The organism is Segatella hominis (assembly GCF_019249725.2).
GTDB lineage: Bacteria > Bacteroidota > Bacteroidia > Bacteroidales > Bacteroidaceae > Prevotella.
On the sequence record NZ_CP137559.1, the window covers coordinates 2,916,789 to 2,941,602 of the forward strand.

At 37.4% G+C, this 24,814-nt stretch carries 19 protein-coding genes; 14 read left to right on the forward strand and 5 right to left on the reverse strand.

What is annotated here, in order from left to right:
* Positions 1-109: 109 nt before the first annotated feature.
* Complete coding sequence (locus KUA50_RS11790) at positions 110-1,252, reverse strand: carboxypeptidase-like regulatory domain-containing protein (protein ID WP_218457499.1); 1,143 nt, start codon at positions 1,250-1,252, stop codon at positions 110-112.
* A gap of 203 nt (positions 1,253-1,455) precedes the next feature.
* On the opposite strand from KUA50_RS11790, the gene KUA50_RS11795 reads away from it, so the two are divergent.
* On the forward strand, positions 1,456-3,207 hold the full coding sequence (locus KUA50_RS11795) for a tetratricopeptide repeat protein (protein ID WP_218457498.1): 1,752 nt from the start codon (positions 1,456-1,458) through the stop codon (positions 3,205-3,207).
* 437 nt (positions 3,208-3,644) lie between these two features.
* On the opposite strand, the gene KUA50_RS11800 is transcribed toward KUA50_RS11795, so the two are convergent.
* Entirely contained in the window at positions 3,645-3,905 is a 261-nt protein-coding gene (locus KUA50_RS11800) for a hypothetical protein (RefSeq protein ID WP_218457497.1), read from the reverse strand.
* 230 nt (positions 3,906-4,135) lie between these two features.
* Between KUA50_RS11800 and leuS the strand changes: the two genes are divergently transcribed.
* The 8 genes from leuS (at position 4,136) to KUA50_RS11840 (ending at position 15,415) form a co-directional block, all read left to right on the forward strand.
* Entirely contained in the window at positions 4,136-6,994 is a 2,859-nt protein-coding gene (leuS, locus tag KUA50_RS11805; RefSeq protein WP_218457496.1) for a leucine--tRNA ligase, read from the forward strand.
* Between the two features lie 212 nt (positions 6,995-7,206).
* Entirely contained in the window at positions 7,207-8,160 is a 954-nt protein-coding gene (locus tag KUA50_RS11810; RefSeq protein WP_022111211.1) for a YitT family protein, read from the forward strand.
* A gap of 72 nt (positions 8,161-8,232) precedes the next feature.
* Positions 8,233-8,847: a non-canonical purine NTP diphosphatase gene (locus tag KUA50_RS11815; protein ID WP_218457495.1), complete on the forward strand. Its 615-nt coding sequence runs from the start codon at positions 8,233-8,235 to the stop codon at positions 8,845-8,847.
* Complete coding sequence (locus KUA50_RS11820) at positions 8,844-9,737, forward strand: glycosyltransferase family 2 protein (RefSeq protein ID WP_218457494.1); 894 nt, start codon at positions 8,844-8,846, stop codon at positions 9,735-9,737. Before KUA50_RS11815 ends, KUA50_RS11820 begins: the two co-directional genes overlap by 4 nt.
* Positions 9,738-9,755: 18 nt before the next feature.
* Entirely contained in the window at positions 9,756-11,780 is a 2,025-nt protein-coding gene (locus KUA50_RS11825; RefSeq protein WP_218457493.1) for a two-component regulator propeller domain-containing protein, read from the forward strand.
* Between the two features lie 2 nt (positions 11,781-11,782).
* A complete protein-coding gene (locus tag KUA50_RS11830; protein WP_256624315.1) occupies positions 11,783-12,748 on the forward strand; it encodes an acyltransferase family protein in 966 nt (321 codons plus the stop codon).
* Positions 12,741-14,195: a glycosyltransferase family 39 protein gene (locus KUA50_RS11835; protein ID WP_218457491.1), complete on the forward strand. Its 1,455-nt coding sequence runs from the start codon at positions 12,741-12,743 to the stop codon at positions 14,193-14,195. Before KUA50_RS11830 ends, KUA50_RS11835 begins: the two co-directional genes overlap by 8 nt.
* Entirely contained in the window at positions 14,192-15,415 is a 1,224-nt protein-coding gene (locus KUA50_RS11840; RefSeq protein WP_218457490.1) for a hypothetical protein, read from the forward strand. Before KUA50_RS11835 ends, KUA50_RS11840 begins: the two co-directional genes overlap by 4 nt.
* Here KUA50_RS11840 and KUA50_RS11845 read toward each other — a convergent pair.
* Complete coding sequence (locus tag KUA50_RS11845; protein ID WP_218457489.1) at positions 15,412-16,338, reverse strand: hypothetical protein; 927 nt, start codon at positions 16,336-16,338, stop codon at positions 15,412-15,414. The two genes, KUA50_RS11840 and KUA50_RS11845, sit on opposite strands and share 4 nt — an antisense overlap.
* Before the next feature lie 66 nt (positions 16,339-16,404).
* Here KUA50_RS11845 and KUA50_RS11850 point away from each other — a divergent pair, with 66 nt between their 5' ends.
* The 5 genes from KUA50_RS11850 to KUA50_RS11870 all read left to right on the forward strand — a co-directional run bounded on the left by KUA50_RS11850 (position 16,405) and on the right by KUA50_RS11870 (position 20,934).
* Positions 16,405-17,445 carry a glycosyltransferase family 2 protein gene (locus KUA50_RS11850; RefSeq protein WP_318346033.1) on the forward strand — a complete coding sequence of 347 codons (1,041 nt, stop codon included), beginning with the start codon at positions 16,405-16,407 and terminating at the stop codon, positions 17,443-17,445.
* A complete protein-coding gene (locus tag KUA50_RS11855) occupies positions 17,400-18,380 on the forward strand; it encodes a glycosyltransferase (RefSeq protein ID WP_218457487.1) in 981 nt (326 codons plus the stop codon). Before KUA50_RS11850 ends, KUA50_RS11855 begins: the two co-directional genes overlap by 46 nt.
* Positions 18,381-18,457: 77 nt before the next feature.
* Positions 18,458-19,573 (forward strand): glycosyltransferase family 1 protein, encoded by a 1,116-nt coding sequence (locus tag KUA50_RS11860; protein WP_218457486.1) that lies wholly within the window; start codon positions 18,458-18,460, stop codon positions 19,571-19,573.
* A gap of 72 nt (positions 19,574-19,645) precedes the next feature.
* The gene (locus KUA50_RS11865) at positions 19,646-19,993 is read left to right on the forward strand and encodes a hypothetical protein (RefSeq protein ID WP_218458243.1); all 348 of its coding nucleotides are present in this window, start codon (positions 19,646-19,648) and stop codon (positions 19,991-19,993) included.
* A 50-nt stretch (positions 19,994-20,043) separates the two neighbouring features.
* A complete protein-coding gene (locus KUA50_RS11870; protein WP_233524585.1) occupies positions 20,044-20,934 on the forward strand; it encodes an IS3 family transposase in 891 nt (296 codons plus the stop codon).
* Positions 20,935-21,327: 393 nt separating this feature from the next.
* Here KUA50_RS11870 and KUA50_RS11875 read toward each other — a convergent pair whose 3' ends face one another.
* Both KUA50_RS11875 and nadA read right to left on the reverse strand, forming a co-directional pair.
* Positions 21,328-23,376: a glycoside hydrolase family 97 protein gene (locus KUA50_RS11875; protein WP_218458118.1), complete on the reverse strand. Its 2,049-nt coding sequence runs from the start codon at positions 23,374-23,376 to the stop codon at positions 21,328-21,330.
* Between the two features lie 375 nt (positions 23,377-23,751).
* A complete protein-coding gene (nadA, locus tag KUA50_RS11880) occupies positions 23,752-24,744 on the reverse strand; it encodes a quinolinate synthase NadA (protein ID WP_022109713.1) in 993 nt (330 codons plus the stop codon).
* Positions 24,745-24,814: the final 70 nt, after the last annotated feature.

Sequence of the window (24,814 nt, forward strand, 5' to 3'; positions counted from 1 at the left end):
TTAAATGCCTGATTTACAAAATAATATTAAAAGTTCACAAGTTTGTGGTCCACAAATTTATGAACTTTGTTTTTTTGCTTATCTTTGCATCCGTAATCAAGTAAAAAGATTATCTCATATTTGTAAATACATTTTTACTTTCAAAGAGTTCTAGAACTTTCTTTTCCAATGGAGTTTTTCTAACTTCATTATGCTGTTTCCAAAAATTAGAATCATATTTCATTGAAGATATAATTTCTTTCAAATTATAATTGTACTTAATCCGTTTTTTACGCTCTATTTTTTTTTCACCAACATTATAAATTAAAGCTTTTATCACTATATCCTTTCCCAAATGTCTATAATTCCCACTCAATTCTTCAGATTCGATTTCTGTAAATCCTCTTCTATTGGTGTATACTGTATTTATCGATAATGTCAATGGAATTTTTCTTTTTCCATAAGACAATGTTGAATTACGTAGATGACCTTCATATCTCAGTATACGATAATCTACACCATCTATAAACAGTTTTCCTTCTATAATAACTTTTTTAACATTTCTTTTAGCTTTAAATGTTATGACATAAATATTACTATTCGCACCTGATAAAATAGTATAATCGATATTATAATATTTCTTATACTCTCTTGTTAAAAAAGGAATAGGCATATTCTTCGTTATTTTACGTGCCAAAAGCCCCAATTGCACCAAAGAAAAGAAATTAGTACAGTATGACAAATCGCCGTCTTTACCTGTTTTCAATGTAGCATAACGTCCTGTTATCAAAGATAATTTTCTTAAAGAAATTTCCGATTTTGCATTAAAGAATGTTTCAATATATTCATTACATGTTCTGTCATTCAATGTGACCTGCCTATAAATAAAGTCTGACTCTTTATTTTTATAAGATTTTGCCTCTAAAAGCAATTGGTCCATAGCCCTCTTTATTATTACATCTATTGGGTACGCCGTCACTTCATGCAATTTTACGACATATGGTTTCATTTTTATTGTACCATTTAAACGAGATAATGGTATAATTAGTTCATGATAACCGACATAACTTATCTTTGCAACTCCTTTCAAATTAGTATCTAAAGTAAAGGCACCATCTGCATTAGTCACCGTTCTACAATCTTGACTAACAAAAACTGTAGCAAAAGGTAAACATGCATTTGTTTCTTCATCAACAACATATCCTTGATAACATTGAGGATAAATGTGCAAAGAAGAAAACAGCAATACAAAAAATAACAAATATTTTCCCATCTTATTAAGTATTAGCTTGCGCACTTTTATGATATTAAATACGCATCATAATCTTTTTTGAAATTTAATTTTGGCAGCAAAATTAGTGTTTTTTGGCAAAAAGGAAAACCAAAACACTTGACAAAGTGTTGACATCCCCTATTTTAAGCAATAAATTAATAAAAGAATTTGCTATTTTACATTTAATTTATTACTTTTGCCACATGAAAAAGATTATTATCATATTTTTCGGACTTATAGTATTCCTCTCTTCATGTACTAATCATGATAGAAAGATTGAATATTCTACATTAGAAAATAATGTAGAAAAAAATCCCATGGAAACATTAGATAAAATTGACAGCATTCTAAGAATATTAGAAGATGACAATATATCTGACTATATGCATTTAAGTTTATTAAGATACCAGGCAAAAGACTTATTGGATAAAAACATATCCAAAGAGCAAGACATAAAAAAAATTAAAGCTATCACTCAATTTTATAAAGAGCAGGAAAATAATCCTAAATTATTAAAATTGTCACTATATTATTGTGGCAGGATTTACTCTGAGCAACACGATGCTCCATCTGCTTTAGATTATTATGAGCAAGCGGTAAATATTAATAACAAGAATCTTGCATTTGACTCTAAAATTTATAGTCAAATCGGTTATTTATTTTACTTTCAAAACTTAAATAAAGAAGCTTTCCAAAACTTTACTTTTGCCTACACTTTAGCAAAAGAAGCTAAAGATACTATGAAAATAGTAAACGCAATGAAAGACATTGCATCTGTAGAAATAGCTAACAACAACTATAATAATGCCATAAAAACGCTGGCAAAAGCTTTGAATATAGCAAAATCCACGACCTTATGCACTCAAAGACGCATCAACAGTATTACATCATATTTGGCCATGGCTCTCAATCAAAATGGAGAATATACTAAAGCTAAAAAAATTATCGAGCCAGTACTTAAAGAAATACATCCATCAGACACGAGTGCTGTCTTCTCTATCTATGCCGAAATTTTAGAAAACTTACAATATGACTCCGCTGCATTCTATTATAGGTATCTCTCTGAAAAAGGTAGTATCTATGCACAAGAAACAGCATTTTCGTATCTAACAGAAGCAGCTATAAAACATACTAAAAATGAGACTGCCCAGAAATATCTACAACAATACTTCAATGCAAGAAACAACGTAAAAAAATATACCTATACCAAATCATTATTACAAGTAAGCAAATTGTATAATTATCAACAACAGATAAAAGAAAGAGAAATTGTCAAAAACGAAAAAAAAACAATCATCTATATAGCAAGTATTATAGTTGCACTATTAGTCATTGCCATTCTTCTCTGTTTGTTAATAATTCAAAGAAAAATACAACATGAAAATATACAAAAAAAGCGCATTCAGATACTTCAAAAAATACAAAAAAATATACTCCAACAAAAAGAAAAAGAATTAATGACTATAAAAGATAAAATAGCTTTTTGGGAAAATCAAATAAATAGCACTCAAATTCAAAATCAAAAATTACAAGAACAGCTTGCAAAAGAAGAAGAAAACTATGCTATAAAAAATGCATTATATACTATAGAGAAGAAAGAACGCAATGTAGCCTTTAATACCTTATCAAAAACGGATATTGTTAATAAAATTCTCTTGAAGAGTAAAGCAATTCAAAGAGAACATTTGACTACTTCAGAAAAGGATGAAGTTATTCAAGTGTTCAAAACATATCTTCCTAAATTTATAGACGATTTAATGGCTTTATATGATTTAAGTTTACAAGAACTACTTGTTTGTCTTCTCCTAAAACTTAATATAAAACCTTCTAGCATTAGTTACTTGCTAGGTACTACAATTTCTTCTATTTCTAAAATTAGAAGTCGTTTATATAAAAAGATATTTAATAAAGATGGTGGAGCAGAAAAATGGGATGAATTTATTCGGTCATTGTAGCCAACACCTTACACCACTAATCTTCGCATCAATTCAAGCTTAAATAAAGCATTTAAGCGACTGATTTACAAAATAATATTAAAAGTTCACAAGTTTGTGGTCCACAAACTTGTGGACTTTGTTTTTTTATCCGAATATTGCAGATACGGAATATAATGGATAATTGGCAAGCCAATCCTGCTCCCTGTAAGGTGACATGGATAGGCGCATACCTTTCAATCCCTGATTGCGCTCCACAAACACCCTCAGACTCTTAGCCTGTAAAGGTCATTGCTTGCTTTCCATTGATATAGGTATTTGATGGCATTTCTCTTCATAACTATCTGATTATTTGACACTTTTGAATACAAAAATACATTTTTTATTTCAGAGAATACAAAAAGTCGTCCTTAAAAATATATAAAACCACAAAAAGTCGTCCTTAAAAGTGTGAGAAATCACAAAAAGTCGTCCTTAAAAGTGTATTTTACCCTTCGTCGCCTTGCTGAATTATACATCAAATGCAACATTGCATAGCTTGGCAGCGTATTGTTCCATTTCTCGGCCTTCTGCATCAGCTTGCCTTTGCAGAAAGAACGGGTTAGCGAGGCATTCCATACCAGATCGCTGGTGTTAAACGACTTCTCGCTGTAACCGCGCCTGCAATATTCCTTCAGGTCGGTAGAGAGCGAAATGCCCAGAGACAAGCGTGTCGCCACGGTAAGCCAACTTCACCTTAGTGCCTGTCACCACCACGTCATCGAGGGCAACATCCCTATTGATTTTTTCTTGAGCAAAAGATACAAAAAAACTCTACTTGCATTCCTTTTCTAAAAATAAATGACGATTTATTTTGTAATATGCTAAAATAAATGTACTTTTGCACCTTGAATGGGGTTATACCTTATTATATTTAAGAATAAGAAACAAAATAAATAAGATAACAACAATGGAATACAACTTCAGAGAAATCGAGAAGAAATGGCACCAGAAATGGGTCGAGAACAAGACCTATAAGGTGACAGAGGATGAAAACAAGAAGAAATTCTATGTGCTCAACATGTTCCCTTATCCATCAGGAGCAGGTTTGCACGTAGGTCACCCACTTGGCTATATCGCCAGCGACATCTACGCTCGCTACAAGCGTCTTAATGGCTATAACGTGTTGAACCCTATGGGTTACGATGCTTATGGTTTGCCTGCTGAGCAGTACGCTATCCAGACAGGTCAGCACCCAGAGGTAACTACCGTAGCCAACATCAACCGCTACCGCGAACAGCTCGACAAGATTGGCTTCTCTTTCGACTGGGACCGCGAGGTTCGCACCTGCGATCCAAAGTATTACCATTGGACTCAGTGGGCTTTCCAGAAGATGTTCAACTCTTTCTTCTGCAACGGCTGTCAGAAAGCTCAACCTATCGAGAAGCTCATCAAGCGTTTCGAGGAAAAAGGTTCAGAGGGCTTGAACGTGGCTCAGAACGAGCAGATTGACTTCACAGCTGAGGAGTGGAACAGCTACGACGACGTGAAGAAGCAGCAGATTCTGATGAACTACCGCATCGCTTACCTCGGCGAAACTATGGTAAACTGGTGTCCAGGTCTGGGTACTGTACTTGCCAACGACGAGGTAGTAAACGGCGTAAGTGAGCGTGGCGGTTATCCTGTCATCCAGAAGAAGATGCAGCAGTGGTGCTTGAGAACATCTGCTTACTCTCAGCGTCTGCTCGACGGTTTGGAGACCATCCAGTGGAGCGACAGTATCAAGGAAACCCAGAAGAACTGGATTGGCCGTTCTGAGGGTACAGAGGTAGTATTCTCTGTAAAGGACAGCGACGTGAAGTTCACCATCTTCACTACCCGTGCCGATACCATGTTTGGTGTTACCTTCATGGTTCTGGCTCCAGAGAGCGAATATGTTCAGCAGGTAACTACTGCCGAGCAGAAGGAAGAAGTGGAGAAATATCTCGACTATGTAAAGAAGCGTACAGAGTTGGACCGTATGGCTAACCACAGCGTAACCGGCGTATTCTCAGGAAGCTACGCCATTAATCCATTCACCGGCGAGGCAATCCCAGTATGGATTTCAGAATATGTATTGGCAGGATATGGTACAGGTGCCATCATGGCTGTACCTGCTCACGATAGCCGTGACTACGCCTTTGCCAAGCACTTCAACCTGCCTATCATTCCTCTTATCGAGGGTGCTGATGTTTCAGAGGAGAGCTTCGATGCCAAGGAAGGTATCGTAACCAACTCACCTGTAGCAGGCAAGAGCAGCATGGATGGCTTCTCTCTGAACGGACTCACCGTGAAGGAGGCTATCGCAGCTACCAAGAAGTTTGTTACCGAGAAGGGCATCGGCCGAGTAAAGGTAAACTATCGTCTCCGTGACGCTATCTTCTCTCGCCAGCGCTACTGGGGCGAGCCATTCCCTGTATATTACAAGGAAAAAATGCCACAGATGGTTCCAGAGGAGTGCCTGCCACTCGAATTGCCTGAGATTGAGACCTATAAGCCAACAGAGACGGGTGAGCCACCATTGGGTCGCGCTAAGAAGTGGGCTTGGGATGCAGAGAAGAAAGAGGTGGTTGACAAGAGTCTCATAGATAATAAGACCGTATTCCCACTGGAGCTCAACACCATGCCAGGTTTCGCAGGTTCATCTGCTTACTACCTGCGCTACATGGATCCTCACAACGACGAGGCACTCGTAGGCAAGGAGGCTGATGAGTACTGGCAGAACGTGGACCTCTACGTAGGTGGTTGCGAGCATGCTACCGGTCACTTGATTTACTCTCGTTTCTGGAACAAGTTCCTCTTCGACCTCGGCGTAAGCTGCAAGGAAGAGCCATTCCAGAAGTTGGTGAACCAGGGTATGATTCAAGGTCGCTCTAACTTCGTTTATCGCATCAACAGCGATGACCACGATAAGGCTCCTGTATTCGTAAGCTTGAATCTGAAGAAAGATTACGACGTAACTCCTATCCACGTAGATGTAAACATCGTAAGCAACGATGTATTGGATATCGAAGCATTCAAGGCTTGGCGCCCTGAGTATCAGAACGCAGAATTCATCCTGGAGGATGGCAAGTACATCTGTGGATGGGCTATTGAGAAGATGTCTAAGAGTATGTTCAACGTGGTAAATCCAGATATGATCGTCGAGAAGTATGGTGCTGATACCCTGCGTCTCTACGAAATGTTCTTAGGTCCTGTAGAGGCAAGTAAACCTTGGGATACCAATGGTATCGACGGTTGCCACCGCTTCCTGAAGAAGTTCTGGGGCTTGTTCTACGAGAACCGTACTGACAACTTCCTGCCATGCGACGAGGCAGCTAAGCCAGAGAGCCTGAAGAGCGTTCACAAGCTCATCAAGAAGGTAAGCGAGGATATCGAGAAGTTCTCTTACAATACTTCTATCTCAGCCTTCATGATTGCCGTGAACGAACTCGGTCAGCAGAAGTGCCACAACAAGGAACTCCTGACAGATCTCGTCATCCTCATCGCTCCATTCGCTCCACACATCGCAGAAGAGTTGTGGGCAGCACTTGGCGAGCAGGGCAGCGTTTGCGATGCAGCATGGCCAAAGTATGATGAGCAGTATCTGAAGGAGAACGATATGCAGCTCACCATTTCCTTCAATGGTAAGGCTCGCTTCCAGATGACATTCCCTGTGGATACTCCTAACGAGGAAATCCAGAAACAGGTATTGGCAGACGAGAAGAGCCAGAAGTACTTGGAAGGATTCAACGTGCTGAAGGTAATCATCGTACCGAAGAAGATTGTCAACGTCGTATTGAAAAAATAATAATATAGATAGGGATTGATAAATTCCTCTATAGAAATAATAAAACACATCGGGAAGGATCACCAGAAAATCTCCCGATATGTTTTAAAGAATGACGTGAGGAAATAAAGAAAGACTCCCTAAGTTTTTCCTAAAACCTCACGTTATTTTTTCATCTTTTCCGTTTTGTGCATTTTTATGCAGGAAATATAATATTAAAAAGTTAGAATAATATGCAAATAGCAATCAGTCAAACAATAAAGAATGAGGTCAAAGACTACTTCTACATTACTTTAGGCCTCTTGATTTACACCTTTGGATGGACGATATTCTTGCTTCCATACCAGATAGTAACAGGTGGCGTAACGGGTATTGCTGCTGTCATCTACTATGGCACGGGGATACCTATCTATTTGTCGTATTTTCTCATCAATGCCGCCTTGCTGCTTGCAGCTCTGAAAATATTAGGATTCAAATTCATGGTGAAAACGATCTATGCCATCATCATGCTATCGGTATTCCTGGCTTTGGCGCAAGACTGGATGATTGGTGAAAATGGAAAGATGGTACAGGTACTGGGAGAGGGACAGGATTTCATGTCGCTCATCATCGGCTGTCTGTTTACAGGATTATCACTCGCCGTCGTCTTCCTGCATAATGGTAGTACGGGTGGAACGGACATCATCGCTGCCATCGTCAACAAATATCACAACATCTCGCTGGGACGAGTGCTCATCTTTGTGGATCTCCTCATCGTGGGCAGTTCCTTCTTCGTCTTCAATGCCAAACCAGATTTCACTACGATTGATGCAGTAAGAAAGGTAGTATTCGGTCTCTGTACGATGGTAATAGAGAACCTGGTGCTCGACTATGTGATGAATGCCAAGCGAGAGAGTGTACAATTCATGATATTCAGCAAGAAATATCAGGAGATAGCCAACGCCATCGGTATGCAGATGGATCATGGTGTGACGATTCTTGATGGTCACGGCTGGTACACGGGTGATGAGATGAAAGTGCTCTGTATCTTGGCTAAAAAGAACGAGAGCGTCACCATCTTCCGTATCGTGAAAATCATCGATCCGAATGCCTTTGTCAGTCAGAGTGCCGTCATCGGTGTATATGGCGAGGGATTCGATGAAATGAAAGTGAAAATCAAAGATAAAGACATCAAGCAGTTGAAATAACTGCTTGAATGTAGAGTCTTCAATATAGATTTGATATCAAGTTATTAATATCCATTTGAGAAAATAAAAATTATGAAGATAGTATTTGCAACAAATAATCAGCATAAGCTCCAGGAGATTCGCGACATCCTGGGCAGCGACTATGAGGTAGTATCCTTGAAGGAAATAGGATGCGATGTAGATATTCCTGAGACTGGTAACACATTGGAAGAGAATGCTTTACAAAAGGCACAATATATCTACGACCACTACCATATCAGTTGTTTTGCTGATGATACCGGCTTGGAAGTAGAAGCTCTTGATGGTGCCCCTGGTGTACATAGTGCCAGATATGCAGAAGGTACAGATCACGACAGCGAGGCAAATATGGCCAAGTTGTTGAGAGAACTGGCTGGCAAGGAGAATCGTCAGGCCCGTTTCCGCACGGTTATCTGTTATATTGAGAAACAGGATGTATGTCCTTGTGGTTGCACCAGCATCAAGAAAGTACACCAGTTTGAGGGTATTGTAAATGGTCGAATCGCCACCGAGAAGCATGGCACAGAAGGTTTCGGTTACGACCCTATCTTCGTACCAGAAGGCTACGACAAGAGTTTTGCTGAATTGGGCGAAGAAATCAAGAATGGTATCAGCCATAGAGCAAGAGCCGTGGCAAAATTGGCAGAGTATCTGAAAAAACAGAAATGATCAACTCGCTTTCGATATTAATCCCTACATATAATAATGTATGCTTTGAGCTTGTAAAAACCTTGCAGGCTCAAGCTGCGTTATTGTCAGACTTCGAGTACGAGATACTGGTAGCAGATGATGGAAGTACAGATTTATCTACCATAACAGCCAATCGCAAAATCAATGAGATAGAGAACTGTCGCTATATCGAAAGAGAGAAAAACGTAGGCAGATCAGCTATCCGTAATTTTTTAGCAAAAGAAGCCAAATACGAATGGTTACTGTTTATTGATAGCGATTTACATATTGACAATACAGATTTCGTTAAAAAATACTCTTTAGCCGAAGGAAAGATAATTGTTGGAGGATTGAAGATTGGAGGAAATCCACAAACTTTGGTCAACAATCTGAGATACCAATATGAAAAGGCATGTGAAAAAGACCATGATTATCTCCATAGAATAAAGAATAGAGATAAGGAATTCCGTACTACTAACTTTCTCATCTCCAAGACCGTTATTCAAGAATGCCCTTTTGATGAAAATTTCAAGTATTACGGATATGAGGATGTCTTGTTAGGCAAAAGTCTCTCTTCTAAAGGTTATCATATCAGCCACATAGACAATCCTATATTGCTGGACGAATATGAAACCAACTATCAGTTTATCAACAAGACAGAAGAAGCTTGCCGAACACTCTTTCAGTTCAGAAACGAACTGAAAGGTTACTCCAAAATACTTGATTATGCAAGAAAAATAAAAAAAATGCACCTTTATTCTGCCTGCCAAAAACTATATCCGCTGCTCAGCCTACCAATAAAAGCTAAGCTTACAGGCAATAAACCCAGCATTTTTTGGTTTAATATATATAAACTATTATATTATATACATTTAGATCAAAACATATAAACATAGCATTCATCAGATATGAACAAAAAGATATTGACAATCATCCTATTCCTGATAGTTCAGGTAGTAGCATTCCATTCTCAAGCAGCCATTGGAGACTGGAAAGCCTATATGGCTTATCATGATGTGCAGGAAATAGAACAAGCAGGAAATCTTGTATTTGTACAGGCTTCCAATGGTCTCTATGTCTATAATAAGAATGACCAGAGCATCCAAACATTCAGTAAAATAGATTATCTCAGCGATTGCAATATTTCTCATATCGCTTACAATAAGAGTACCAAGCGGCTTGTTATTATTTATTCTAATGGAAATATTGACCTCATGAACATCAATAATTATGAGGTTACTAATCTCTCTGATTATTACAATACTTTCACATCCGAAAACAAGACGGTCAATGACATTTACACATACGGCAACTATGCGTACCTTAGTACTGGATTTGGTATAGTAAAACTTAATGTTAGCAAAACAGAAATTAGTGATACTTACAATCTTGGATTTAAAGTTGACTGGTGCGAAATTAATGGCAATAAGATTTATGCTTATAGTCAAACTAATGGTAAATACACGGCTTTACTTTCAGATAACTTATCGGATAAAAATAAGTGGAATAAGGAAGGAGGTTACAGCGCAAAGGTTGAAGAAGATAAGAGCGAACTGAAACAGTTAGTTAGCACGTTGAATCCTGGAGGACCAAAGTATAATTACTTTGGCTGCATGCGCTTTACTAATAATCAATTATATACATGCGGAGGTGGTTTCTCTTATATAGAATTTTCAAGACCAGGATGCGCACAGGTATTAAAAAATGATACCTGGCAAATCTACGAAGATAATTTAAGCACAAAAACTGGTTATAGATATATAGATACAGATAATTTAGACATTGACCCATTAGATCCAAACCATGTATTCGTAAGTGGAAGAACTGGTATTTATGAATTCCAAGATGGAATTTTCTTAAAAAACTATACCAATGATAATACAAACAATGTATTGCAAACTGCCAGTACTGTAGGAAATAACAATAAAGATTATGTCATTGTCACCGCATTAAAATACGACAAGGATGGTAATCTTTGGGGATTTAACAGTATTAGTCCCTCTACTTCGTTATTTGCCTATACAAAAGACAAAGAATGGGTATCTCATCATAAATCTGAATTTATGTATTCTGAGAATAAGTCTCTTGAAAATGTAAACAATATCATAGAAGACAGCCGTCGTCTTCTTTGGTTTGGAAACAATCATTGGGATTTTCCATACCTATATTGTTATCAACCATCTACAGATGCTGCAAAATGTTACAAAAAATTCACGAATCAAGATGGAACAGAAGTATCTGTCGGTTACGTAAGAGCTATTGCAGAAGACAATAAAAACAATATTTGGGTTGGTACTTCAGCAGGTCCTTTAATGCTTGAAGTTTCGCAGATTACGCAAGATTCACCTGTTTTTACACAAGTAAAAGTACCTCGTAATGATGGAACTAACTATGCAGACTACTTGTTAAGTGGGGTTGATATTACATGTATAGCAATTGACAAAGCCAATAGAAAATGGTTTGGAACAAGCGGTAATGGTGTATATCTTATCAGTGATGACAACATACAACAGTTACAGCACTTTACTCGTTCCAATAGTCCCTTATTATCAGACGACATTGAATCCATTGCCATTAATACGGAAAGTGGAGAAGTCTATTTTGGTACAAACCTTGGTCTGTGTTCCTATCAAAGCGATGTAAATTCCATCAATGAAGAGATGAACAAAGATAATGTTTGGGCATATCCAAATCCTGTTAAACCTGATTATACAGGAGTTATAACCATAATAGGATTGTCGAATAAAGCAGACATTAAAATCGTCACCTCTAATGGAGTACTTGTCAATAAAGGCACAAGCAATGGTGGAATCTACCAATGGGATGGAAGAGACCTGAAGGGCAAGATGGTAGCAAGTGGCATCTATATGTTAGAAACGGCAACGAGCGATGGAAGCAAAGGTACGGTTTGCAAAATAGCAATCATAAGATAATCATGCAGAGAAAAGTTTGGATAGACAATTTAAGAGGATTCTGTATGCTCGCTATTTTACTGGATCATACAGAAATATACTATACAGGAGAAAACGTCATTGACTACAATCTATATGTAGCCAACGTACTCATTGTATTTTTCATTTTGTCTGGATATCTCATGTATAAGGCAACTTTCAATATAAAGCATAAATTGCATTCCATCTTTAGAACTCTTTTCATTCCATACATCGTCTTTACCACAGCTATGTATATTCCAAAGAATATCATCCATAGTAAAGGAATTGATTTTATAGAAATGGGAAAAAACATACTGATGGGGCAAGCCTCATGGTTTATTGCAGCTTTGATCATAGCAGAATTGATATTTTTAATAGGAATATGGATAAGCAAGGGAAAAAATATGCCATTAGCAATAATGGGAGTCCTCGGTTTCGGCCTATCAATTTACTTATCCTCTAAAAATCAAACTTATTTTTGGCAATTAGACAATGCCCTACAAGCATTACTCTTCCTTTATATAGGATATCTTTACCATCAATATGAATCCATTTTTAATACCATCAACAAGATGCCATATACATTATTATTATTCCTATTATTAATAGGTATAAAAATATATGAATACCACATCCAAATGGATATGTTGATATGGCATATTCATATCACTAATTATCCTATCTTTCTCATTGATAGCATGATCTTTAGTCTAATGACTATACAATTATTCCAAACTTTACCGCCCATCAAGTGGCTCAGTTGGATAGGAAGGCATTCCATTGTATATTATTTCCTTTGTGGAGGAATACCATTAATAACCAGTAAACTCTTACATTACATAGGATTAAACTATGGCGGGAATTATCTCTATATCTTGCTGGCTTTTTCTTGTGTTTGTATAATAACTACTCTTATCACTTATTTCATTTATAAATATATACCATCAATTACTGGAAAATATGAATAAAATTATAAAATTAAGTCCATGGGCTTTATTGGCAATTATATCATTTATAGTGATATTTGCTTGTTCATTTTATGCACATACAAATTATCGGGTATTTGCTTACGACCAAGATATATTTTATGTAATTGGCAGAAATTGGGCAGAAGGAAAACTCCCATATGTAACAGCATGGGACAGTAAAGGACCTTTTATTTTTTTCTTCAATATGTTAGGCTACCTTATAACTAAGAGTGATATTGGAGTAGTTCTTTTGGAATCTATCAATTTCACATTAGTTTCATGGTGCAGCTACTTTTTATTAAGCAAATATTGTTCTAAAAAAACATCATTTATATATACCTTGTTTTTCATCGCAAGCCATATAATCATCAATAGTGGTGGAGACCAGGTAGGAGATAGTAATCTATTACTTTCTGTCATTTCCATATTTCTGGTTTATAACTGGAGCAGAAAATATCAAGACGGTATAATAGAGCATCCATGGAAGTACACTTTTATTTATGGTTTATTCTTTGCATCATGCCTACTTTCTCGCCTAACAAATGCCGTAGCCATTTGCGCAAGTATTCTTGCTATAGTTAGCATATTAGTTTATCATAAAAAATGGAATAACTTAATAAAAAATAGCATAGCCTTTATTGCAGGATGTTGTACTTTTGCACTTCCTTTTATTATTTACTTCAACATACATAACGCATTATCAGACATGTGGTATGCCACATTTCTGTATAATATAGAGTATGCTATGCACTCTCAACCATTTGCAATAACAGAAACACATTTCCCTCTCATATATTTTATCTTCTACAATATATCCATTCTATCAGTTTTATTATCAGCCATTATAGCTATCATCTGTAATGCAAGAAAAAAAACAGCTTATATTTGGGGATTTATAGCAATCTGTACTATAGGTTGGATTATCAAGAGCTATGCAAATGCGAATTATACTATTTCATTTTTACCTATTCTGTTTGTAGCTTTCATTGAGTTATCCACACTATATAAAACAGACAAAAAGAAACAGTACCTTGCCGGTATATACATGATAAGTATAGTTATCCTCATAGGAACAAGTAATTATATACGAACAACTCTGTACTACGAATCTATTGCCAGAGAAATGAGAAAAGATGCACAATATCAAATAGACATGATAAATGACATTCCTAAAGAAGATTCCTTTATTATCTATAATGGATTGCCATATGTATTTGCCACCCAAAATATCCGCCCTTATTATCCATATTGGATATGCCAAGATTGGGCTATAGATAACGGAATGTCCTTACGTTCCAAAGTAAGAGATTGTTATGCTAAAGGGGATGTCAAATGGATTATCGCTTATGATTATGAGCACAGCCATATCAAAGACATTCTACTTGACAGATATTCTATTTCTAAAAAAGACAAAAAAAATAAACTTACATTATTCAAATTAAAATGAGTAATCTAAACAAACTTTTGAATAGCAATAAAATTCTAAAAACATGGTGTACTATTTATGCCATGTTTTTAGTCATAAATATAGGTATCTCCTTATTCAATAAGGAATATTTACATAGTACTTGCTTTGCAGATTTGTTTATCAATTATCAAGGAGGTTTTGTACGACGAGGACTACTTGGTGAATTTTTACTATACTGCTATCATAAAAACGTAAATCCATATACAGTAGCCATCAGTTTATCATTTATATCTTATGGAGTTGTCACCATATATATGTTGTACCAATTCCATAAGAGACAATATAATATAGGACTTCTCTCTATCACATTTCTATTAGGTGGATTTGGTGCAAATGGTTTTGAGTATTACAGAAGAGACTTCATCATCATAGTCATTTTTTGGGCAGTAATGCTTCTTTGGAAGAAGATAAAGCTATGGAAATGGCTTATCATTGGTAATATTCTTTTTGCCTTGACCATCCTATGTTATGAACCATTTATTTTCTTCGGAATACCTTTTGCAGTATTACTCACTCACTTAAAATCCAAAAACTGGTTAAAATCCATCAGTTCTTGGATTCCATCATACATTACATTTTTTATGACATGTCTCTATTCTGGAGGACAACATGTCTATGATGCTATATGGATGTCAACTAAAGGCTTCTTAGAAGAACCCGGTGTTATGAGCTTTCTGTTGGATAAAAGTACAGATGTCATGCTTTTCCATTTACATATCAACTTTCTAAATGGAGCATCCTCTACACCTTCTTTTTTAGTCAATATAATTGTGATGAGTTGTATGATTTACTTTTGTGTCAATGCTACAGCTATATATAGTCAAGATGCAAAAGTTAGACATCAACGCCCACACCTATTGCTTCTTTTAGCATTTAGTATGATCTATCTGGCACCTATGTTTACAGTACTTTCCATTGATTATGCACGCACATTCACATATGCAGCCATCAGTTCTTATATCATTTTCTTTACTCTCAAAGAAGAAGAACTTCTATCAATATTCCCTAAAAAAGCCTATTACATAAGCAATAAGATACTAAGTACTTGCGATAAATATATCAAACCCACCAAAGGGAAAATACTATTTATCATGATGTTCGTCGGATTATCTCAATGCACAGGTATGGGATTTGTAGAGTCTGTAAAATCCGGACAAATCGGAACTATCCTACGAATTATCTTCCATCATTTCCTCTAAGCTTGTTTAATCAAATGCTTTACTTTCATTTTTAAACTCCAAGGAAGCATTTGGGCAAAAAACTGAATTGTATCAAATATTCTAAAACTGATACTATTTCTTATGCTCTTAAGCAAGGAAGTATTATTATATTGGAACTGCAGGAGAACTTGACAAAGTTCTCCTTTATCTTTCTTGTCATCCACATAAGTTTGTAATTGAAGAGGAAGTTCATTTTGCCCAGTTTTTTTTCTGATAATAGCAATAATATGTCCATTATCCATTCTTTTCGTCTCTACAGAGGCAAAGCCATCCAACAACTCAGTCACATTGATATGATGATCTTTATTCCAAATATAGAGTTCTCCATTACGTTCATCCACATTATACTGATGGAATCCTTTATATTTCTCCATTTCCGCTTCATTAGGATGATGATTCAGATAAAGAATACCGCCCTCACGCAAAGAAATCAAAGACTCTATGATTCCCTTGACAGGAGCTGAAGAATGATCCAGCGCATTCTGTATGGTAATCAATGAAGCATCATGATTCTGAATAAACGCTGAAAGATATTCAGACATACCAAACTCTATCTGCGGTAATTGTCTTTTACTTTTCTTTAATATATGATTGAAATGAAAAGCAAGAGGATCAACATAATGTATGTCTAATGGAATAAGTTGACCATTTTTCTCTATTTTATCGCCAATAGCATAACTCATTCCGCACCCCACATCATACACTTTAGGTTGCTCAAAATTCAAGAGAAAATCATTCGCATCAAAACCTTCCAATTCTATCTTTGAATCATAGTTAGCCCATCCCATCATTCCTCGAAATGTATGAGACCATCTATATACATTATTCCAAAATGCTATTTCGTATGATATTCCATCAAGCCACTTTCCAGAGATGACCGTTTGATTACTATTGATTTCCATTCTATCTTGCTTAAAAAGTTTTTAGACTGCAAAGATAACTCTTTTTATTTTTTTACTTAAACAAAATTGCAGAAAAATATCTATATATCAATTATTATTTGTATTTTTGCATCTATGAAGTTGAGTATCATCATACCTGTTTATAAAACCCAAGATACTCTGGACAGATGTTTACAGAGTGTTTTACAGCAATCATTCACCGACTATGAGATTATTCTCGTAGATGATGAATCTCCTGATGACTGCCCTAAACTTTGTAATGAATATGCACAGAAAGATGAAAAAATACAAGTTTTTCATAAGAAAAATGGAGGTTTGAGTGATGCTCGAAATTTTGGAATAAGACAAGCAAAGGGTGAATATATCACCTTTATTGATAGTGATGATGCCATTGCTCCCAACACGCTTCAACATATCACGGATGAATTGGCAGCTTATCCACAGGTAGATATTCTCGAATATCCTATATTGGAAAGGGTTGGAAACAAACATAAGGAGCATCTGCTCACGTTCGCACCTAAAGTATATCAAAATCCTATTGATTATTGGCTTGCAGAACGTACATATTTGCACACCTACGCTTGCAACAAAGTTTTTAAACGTAATTTATTTGAAAAAGTTTTATTTCCCCAAGGAAAAACTTTTGAGGATGTCCTAACTATACCCAAACTAATAGGAATAGTTCCCTTCCATAACAATGAATACGTAAAACCTGTTATTCGGATTACCGATAAAGGACAATACTTATATTATTGGAACAGTAACAGCATTACAGCTAAAGCAAAAAGCTACGATTTCCAGTGTTTATACGAAGGACATAATAGAACTTTGTTATATGTATTTGAAAAAATAGCAGACAACAAAGATCTAATTATCAAATACCAATATCCCATACAAGAGTTTATGGTTCAAATACTGAATATGCTCTTATATATCTACGAGCTATCAGGCAAATATGAAGATAATCCACCAATTATCCACTATGTTGAAAAACTTGGTAAAGTGGTGAAAATCAAAGATTTAAAACTCAGATTATTAAACTTATTAGGTTATCATAACTTATGCAGACTCAACAGAATTATACACAGAATTTACAGGCACCGATAGTAAGTTTCATCGTTACTACTTACAATCTGCCTATCGATTATATCAAGGAATGCCTCGACAGTATCCTACAACTCTCCCTGAATCCTAAAGAGAGAGAAATTATTCTCATTGACGATGGTAGCGATATCTGTCCTTTGAATGATTTGGCGGAATATCTGCCAAATATCATCTACCTGCGCCAACCTAACCAGGGCGTAAGCGTAGCACGCAACTATGGTATGAAAATCGCTACTGGCAAGTATATCCAGTTTATTGATGGTGATGATTATATCCGCCAAGCAGCTTATGAGCACTGTCTGGATATCGTGAGATACCATCAGCCAGATATCGTTACATTCAATTACTGCAAAAATAATAAAGATATAGAGCCTTCATACGAATTACCGACACCTGTTAATGGTACAGATTTTCTTAACAATAACAACCTCCATGGTGCTGCATGGTCGTATATTTTCCGCCACAGTATCGTTGGAAGCCTGCAGTTTACTCCAGGTATCGTTTATGGAGAAGATGAGGAATTTACTCCTCAACTCTTCTTGCGTGCAGAAAGGATTTTCAAGATCAATACTGAGGCTTATTTCTATAGAGACAACAAAAATTCGGTAAGCCATCAATATCATAAGGAGAAAATTCAGCTGCGTATGGACAATAGCATGGAAGTCCTTTTACATCTTCAGCAACTGTTGGACAAGATACCTGTAGCTGAGCGCCAGGCCCTAAACCGCCGTATTGCACAACTCACGATGGACTATCTGTATAATAATATCCGTCTGAACCATTCTCTGATCAGTTTAAATAAATGTATCAAGCAGCTGAGATCACATGGACTATATCCGCTTCCTGACAAGGATTATACCAAGAAATATACGATGTTCAGAAAAGCTATCAGTACTTACCTGGGAAGAATCGGCCTTTTACTTTTCATTAAGAAATAAACAAGTTTTCTACTTATCATAATAAAAGTGCCCATTTTTTTAATATTTTAGACAAAACTGATTAGTTGATCGAAAAAATGAAAATTCTACTTTTAGGCGAATATAGCAATGTTCATGCCACGCTTGCCGAAGGACTTCGCAAGTTGGGGCATCAGGTCACCGTTTTGTCGAACGGTGACTTTTGGAAAAATTATCCACGAGATATCAACCTGGTAAGAAAGCCGGGAAAGCTTGGCGGAATGCTTTATTTGGCCAAGTTATTAACAAATGTGCATAAACTACGTGGATATGACATTGTACAACTCATCAATCCAATGTTTTTAGAATTAAAAGCAGAACGCATCTTCCCTATCTACCGCTATTTACGCCGACATAATAAAAAGATAATACTGGGTGGATTTGGCATGGATTATTATTGGGTAAATGTATGTTGTAAAGATAAACCTCTGAGATACAGCGACTTCAATATCGGTGATGAATTACGGACCAATGCTGATGCGCTGAAAGAAAGAAAAGACTGGCTTGGAACGGAAAAGGAACGTCTCAACAAGATGATAGCGGAAGATTGTGATGGAATCGTAACTGGACTCTATGAATACTGGGCATGTTATCAACCAAGTTTTCCACAGAAAACTACATTTATCCCCTTTCCTATCCATACTTATCCACAATATTCCAACATTTCTGATGACATCCCTAAAAAGATAAAACTATTCATCGGTATCAGCAAAAGCAGAAGCGAATATAAAGGCACAGACATCATGCTCAAGGCTGCACAGACCATTGCTCAGAAATATCCCGATCAGGTAGAACTTCGTGTGGCGGAAGGTGTACCATTTGCTGAATATGTAGAAATGATGAATGGCAGCGATGCTATCCTCGACCAGCTCTACAGTTATACTCCAAGTATGAATCCGCTGGAAGCCATGGCAAGGGGGATTATCTGCATCGGTGGTGGTGAGCCTGAAAATTACGAGATTATACACGAGGAACATTTACGTCCTATTATCAATGTGCTTCCCTATTACGAAAGCGTATATCAGGCACTGGAACATCTTGTATTGCATCCAGAACTCATTCCTTTGCTCAAGCGGCAAAGCATTGAATACATCAGCAAGCATCACGACTATATCAAGGTTGCTAAAAGATACGAGGATTTCTATCAGGAAAAGTCACCTTGGCGAACTAATTGACATAACAGAATATTGCCCTGTCTTGTCCTAGAAAAAGTTGACACAGTATAAATCAACTTAAAAATAACAAATATGGACAAAGACAAAATGGATTTAGCGTTGAGCATAGCTCGCAGTTATTATCAGTATCATGTACCAGTTAGAGAAATTATGGCAAAAATGTCAATTAGCAGTACTTCAGTTTACAGAATTCTTGGTAACTTTGCAACCAATAATCCACAAATCGTAGAAGAAATGAAGCAAAATGCAACACCAGAAAATCTCTCGCAGGAGAACATTGAATTGAAGAAACGCTTGGCAGCTATGGAGCAAGAACTCCATGAGGCAAAGATGGCAGCTGCCGCCTATAACAAGATGATTGATATTGCAGAGCGTCTTTATAAGATTCCTGTGCGAAAAAAATCTGGACCCAAACAGTAAAGGAACTTCGTGCAGAGGACAAAAACTATAGTGTTTCTGGCCTCTGTAAACTGTTTGGGTTTACTCGTCAAGCGTATTATCAGCACGAAGACAATATGCTTGCAGCCTTGGCAGAGGAATCGTTTGTAATAGAGTATGTTAAGTCTATTAGAAAGCAAGATCCAGGTATCGGCGGTCGTAAACTCTGGCTGATGTATTGCAAGGAGTTTGGAGAAGAGAACGCCATGGGACATTGCCGTTTCGAGGATATAATATCAAGGTACAAGTTGGGAGTGCGTTCTTCCAACCGAAAACCTCGTACAACGGACTCTCGTCATGGGTTACCCACATACCCCAACAAGATAAAAGAACTGATACCATCATCACCCAATGAAGTTTGGGTGAGCGACATTACATATCAGAAGATTTGGGATGATGCCGAACAAGGCACTTATCATTTCTGCTACATTTCTTTGATTACGGATTATTACACAAAAGAAATCATTGGCTATTCTGTCGGTGAGTCACTCTCCACCAGGTTCCCTTTGAAAGCCCTAAACATGGCCTTAATGCGCATGGAAAGTTATAAGGATATTATTACACCAATCCATCATTCCGATAGAGGTGTACAATATGCTAGTAACGAATACATCAAATTACTAAGGGAATACGGTATCATACCTAGCATGACAGAATGTGGCAATCCGAAGGATAATGCTGTAGCAGAGCGTGTCAATAACACGTTGAAGAACGAGTTATTCATGGGGCTTTCTTTTACTTCTTTACAGGAAGTAGAAGAGGCTTTAGAAAGGGCAGTACACTTTTACAATGAGTTACGCCCTCATGGAAGTATCGGGATGCTAACACCAAAGGAAGCTGCGAAACAAAAGGGAAGTTTAAAGAAAAATTGGACAAGTTATAGGGAAAAGTACATAAAATCCTTGTCAGTTCAGGAAAAATGATTAATTTTGCAGCAAAATTGTAAAAACCGCGATCCACCCCTAGGGGTGGGTCCTTTGTCTACTTCTATTAGGAACTAGAATGAAGTATGTAAATACTAACTAGGAATAAGATAGAAGATTGACAAGTAGAATTAGGAATAGAGAAAATAATTGTCAACTTACAATAGGAATAAGGAACTATGTAGTCAACTAAATATAGGAAACTACACCCAAATTATAGTTCTTAGTTTGGGCACTTGTTACCCACCTCGTGAGCAACGGTTGCTCATCTCATGTTCACCGGTTCCCCATCACGTGGTCCCCGAGGGATCGCTTGAAGGGCATAGCAGGAACTTCTGGAGGGTGACTTTTCCTATAAGAGATAAAACATCTTTTCAATAAGTTCATATCAGTTTATTCTATAATAGCAGTCCAACCGCCAGCCGGAGCAAGATGTATCTGAAGCTTATCGGCAGAACTTATCTGTTGATAAGTATGTTTATAATCAGTAGCCTCACGGTCGGCATTGATACCATCAGCGAAGACATTGGCCTTACCTTTGAATCCAGGAATTTGATCAAAACCCAAATCACCAGCACTCTTAATAAGACTCAAATCAATCATAATATCCCGTTCCTGCCAATTGTTCATCGCCGCAATATACCATTTATTTCCTTTACGCTTCGCCACAGCCACATATTCACCGAGTTTTCCACACAATGGAATAACTTCATCATAAACTGTTGGTATCTGCGCAATAAAGTCTGTACACTCCTGATTCTGCATATACTTGGTAGGACTGTCGGCAAGCATCTGCAATGGAGCATCAAAAAGGGTGTACATCGCCATCTGATGAACTCTCGTACCCTGACTCATCGGATGATCATTATTGCCAAAGAACTGAGAGCGGACGGCATTCACCATCGCACCAGGAGTATAATCGAAGGCACCAGGAAGTGCACGAAGATAAGGAATCGTCACATCATAACGAGGCTGATCATGCAGAGGACCATCAGCAGTACGAGGCTCCCACTTAGAGTTTTCCAGACCTTTTACACCCTCAAAGTTGATAATGTTAGGATAAGCACACTGTACACCGAAAGGACGCATACCATGCAGGTCGAGCAAAAGATGATGCTTTGCCGCACATTCAGCGATTTCATAAACGGAATTGATAGCTTTCTGATCATCCCGGTCGAAGAAATCCACCTTGAATCCCTTGACGCCCATATCGCCATAATGCTTCATGATTTCCTCCATTTTCTCATGTCCACGCTGTACCAGATTACGCCATGAAGACCAGAGGATGACACCTACTCCATTTTCCTTGGCATAATTGATGATGCCAGCCATATCCATCTTATCAGAAAAAATCAGCAAATCTTCAGGATCACTCCATCCTTCATCGATGATGATATATTCCAGATGATTGTTTTTAGCAAAATCCACAAAGTACTTATAAGTATCAGTATTGATACCAGCACGGAAATCCACACCTGTGATATTGGTATTATTCCACCAGTCCCAAGCCACTTTTCCCGGCTTTATCCACGATGCATCCTTGATACGGCACTTAGGACCGAGCACTTTGGCAATATCATTACCCACCAGTTGCTTATCCTCATCCGTAACAAGCACAATACGCCAAGGCAGTTTATTCACTTTTTCAGCGATATACTGAGCACGCTCAGTAGGAACCAAGTTCAGACGGGCATAACCTCCTATCTCCTCTTTTAATGGATAAGGAGGAAAGGCAGCCTGCAATCCTCCAGCATTTTCTGCATCATTTGCCGATTTTCCCTCAGTATTCTTCTTCAAAAGATACATTCCTGGATAATTTTCCACATCAGCTTCCATCACTACAGCCTTTTTTCCCTGTGGCAAACAAACTGCCAATGGAGTAATGGCAAGCGAATCCTGATACATATTGGATAAAGGTGCCTCGTCATAATAAGATTCAAAGGAATAACACCAGCGCTCCCCTCCTCGATTATCATTCACATAAGGTACAAAGGTCTGAGGATTGCCAGCAAAAAGATATTCAGAAGTTTCGTTGATAACTCTATTGATAAGTTTTTTAGGGACAAAACGATAGGAAGCAGCATCATTGAAAACCCGGAATTCTACGTCGTAGCCATTGCCTGAAAGTTTCAGCCCCTGATAAGGGCGATTCGCTTTGATTCCCCAAACATCAGCCTTATCAACATTTTCCACCTTATTATATATAGAAGCCTTACTTACCTTCATGTTTTTGCCCAAACACGCCTTGTCCGTTTGAAGGGCAATGGAAGACGGGAGCATGACAATGGAATTTCCACTCTTGATATCCCATTTCAACTCTTTATCCACAGAGATATTGACAACCAGTTTTTTGTTGGGTGAAGTAATAGTATATACTTTTGCCGACAAAGGCAAGCCGCATATAAGAGCCAACATAAATGAAGTGATAAATTTAGTACGCATCATACAAAATCGTTTTAATGGTTTATATTATTTGATTTTTATCTTTCTATAGAAGAAGATGCTGCAAAGATACGATAATAAAATGAAACGGCAAAAAAAAATGAGCTCTCATAGTGATGAGAGCTCATTTTTTTTGCTTAATTTTCCTAATATATTTTGTATAAGTAAAAGATGATGATAACGTTTCTCAACGTCTGTTTGATTTAACTGATGCAAAGATACTGCCTTTTTCATGTAAGCAGTCGCAAATATCAATTTTTATAGGGCAAAATCTGATTTTACACCTAATTCAAACAGTTTTTACCACCTTTTTACTCTTTTTATCCACCTTTTTATTGTAATTTTACAAATATCCTATATGAATTTACACGTATTTTATGATAAAGAAAGCATTTTCTCAATCGGCTTTACAGCCTCTTTTGCAATATTTTCTTCCACTTCTACAGTAGGCCAACCATATTTCAAGGCGTTATAAATCTTCTGGAGTGTATTCATCTTCATATATTCACACTCATTGCAGCTACACCCTACTCCACCTTCACTTACCTCAGGAGGAACAGGATAGAATGTTACCTGCGGACAGTTGCGCTCCAGTTCGTGCAGAATACCAGCCTCTGTAGCGATGATATATTCCTTGATTTCAGGATGCTCCTTGGCATAATTGAGCATAGTAGCCGTAGAACCCTTCACATCAGCCACAGCCAATACCGGAGCCTTACACTCCAGGTGAGCCATCACCACAGCCTCAGGATGCTCTTTCTTGAGCTTTACGATGGCCTCAACAGAGAATTTCTCATGCACATGGCATCCACCATTCCAGAGGAGCATATTTCTGCCCGTCACGCTGTTGATATAGTTGCCGAGGTTATAATCTGGTCCAAAGATGATTTTTTCGTCCTGTGGGAAGCTGTCAATCACCTTCTTGGCATTCCCGCTGGTAACCACACAATCGGTCAGAGCTTTCACGGCAGCAGTCGTATTCACATAACTTACCACCTTGTATCCAGGATGCTCTTCCTTATACTTTTTCAAATCCTCAGCCTTGCAGCTGTCGGCAAGTGAACAACCCGCATTCAGATCAGGACACAAAACCGTCTTGTCAGGACTCAGGAGTTTGCAAGTCTCAGCCATGAAGTGTACACCACACATCACCATTACCTTGGCATCCGTTTCAGCAGCCTTGCGAGCCAAGGCCAAACTGTCGCCCACAAAGTCTGCGATATCCTGGATATCCCCCACCGTATAGTAGTGAGCCAGAATAATAGCATCCTTCTCTTTGCAAAGCTGTCTGATTTCAGCTTTCAAATCCAAGGTCTCGTCAACAGGTTCGTCAACGTATCCTTTTTCAATCCATTCTTTTTTCACCATAACATTAATATTATATTTCTATTTTTAAATTTAAAAGAAAAGAATATAGGGATTATGATATGCCGTGGAT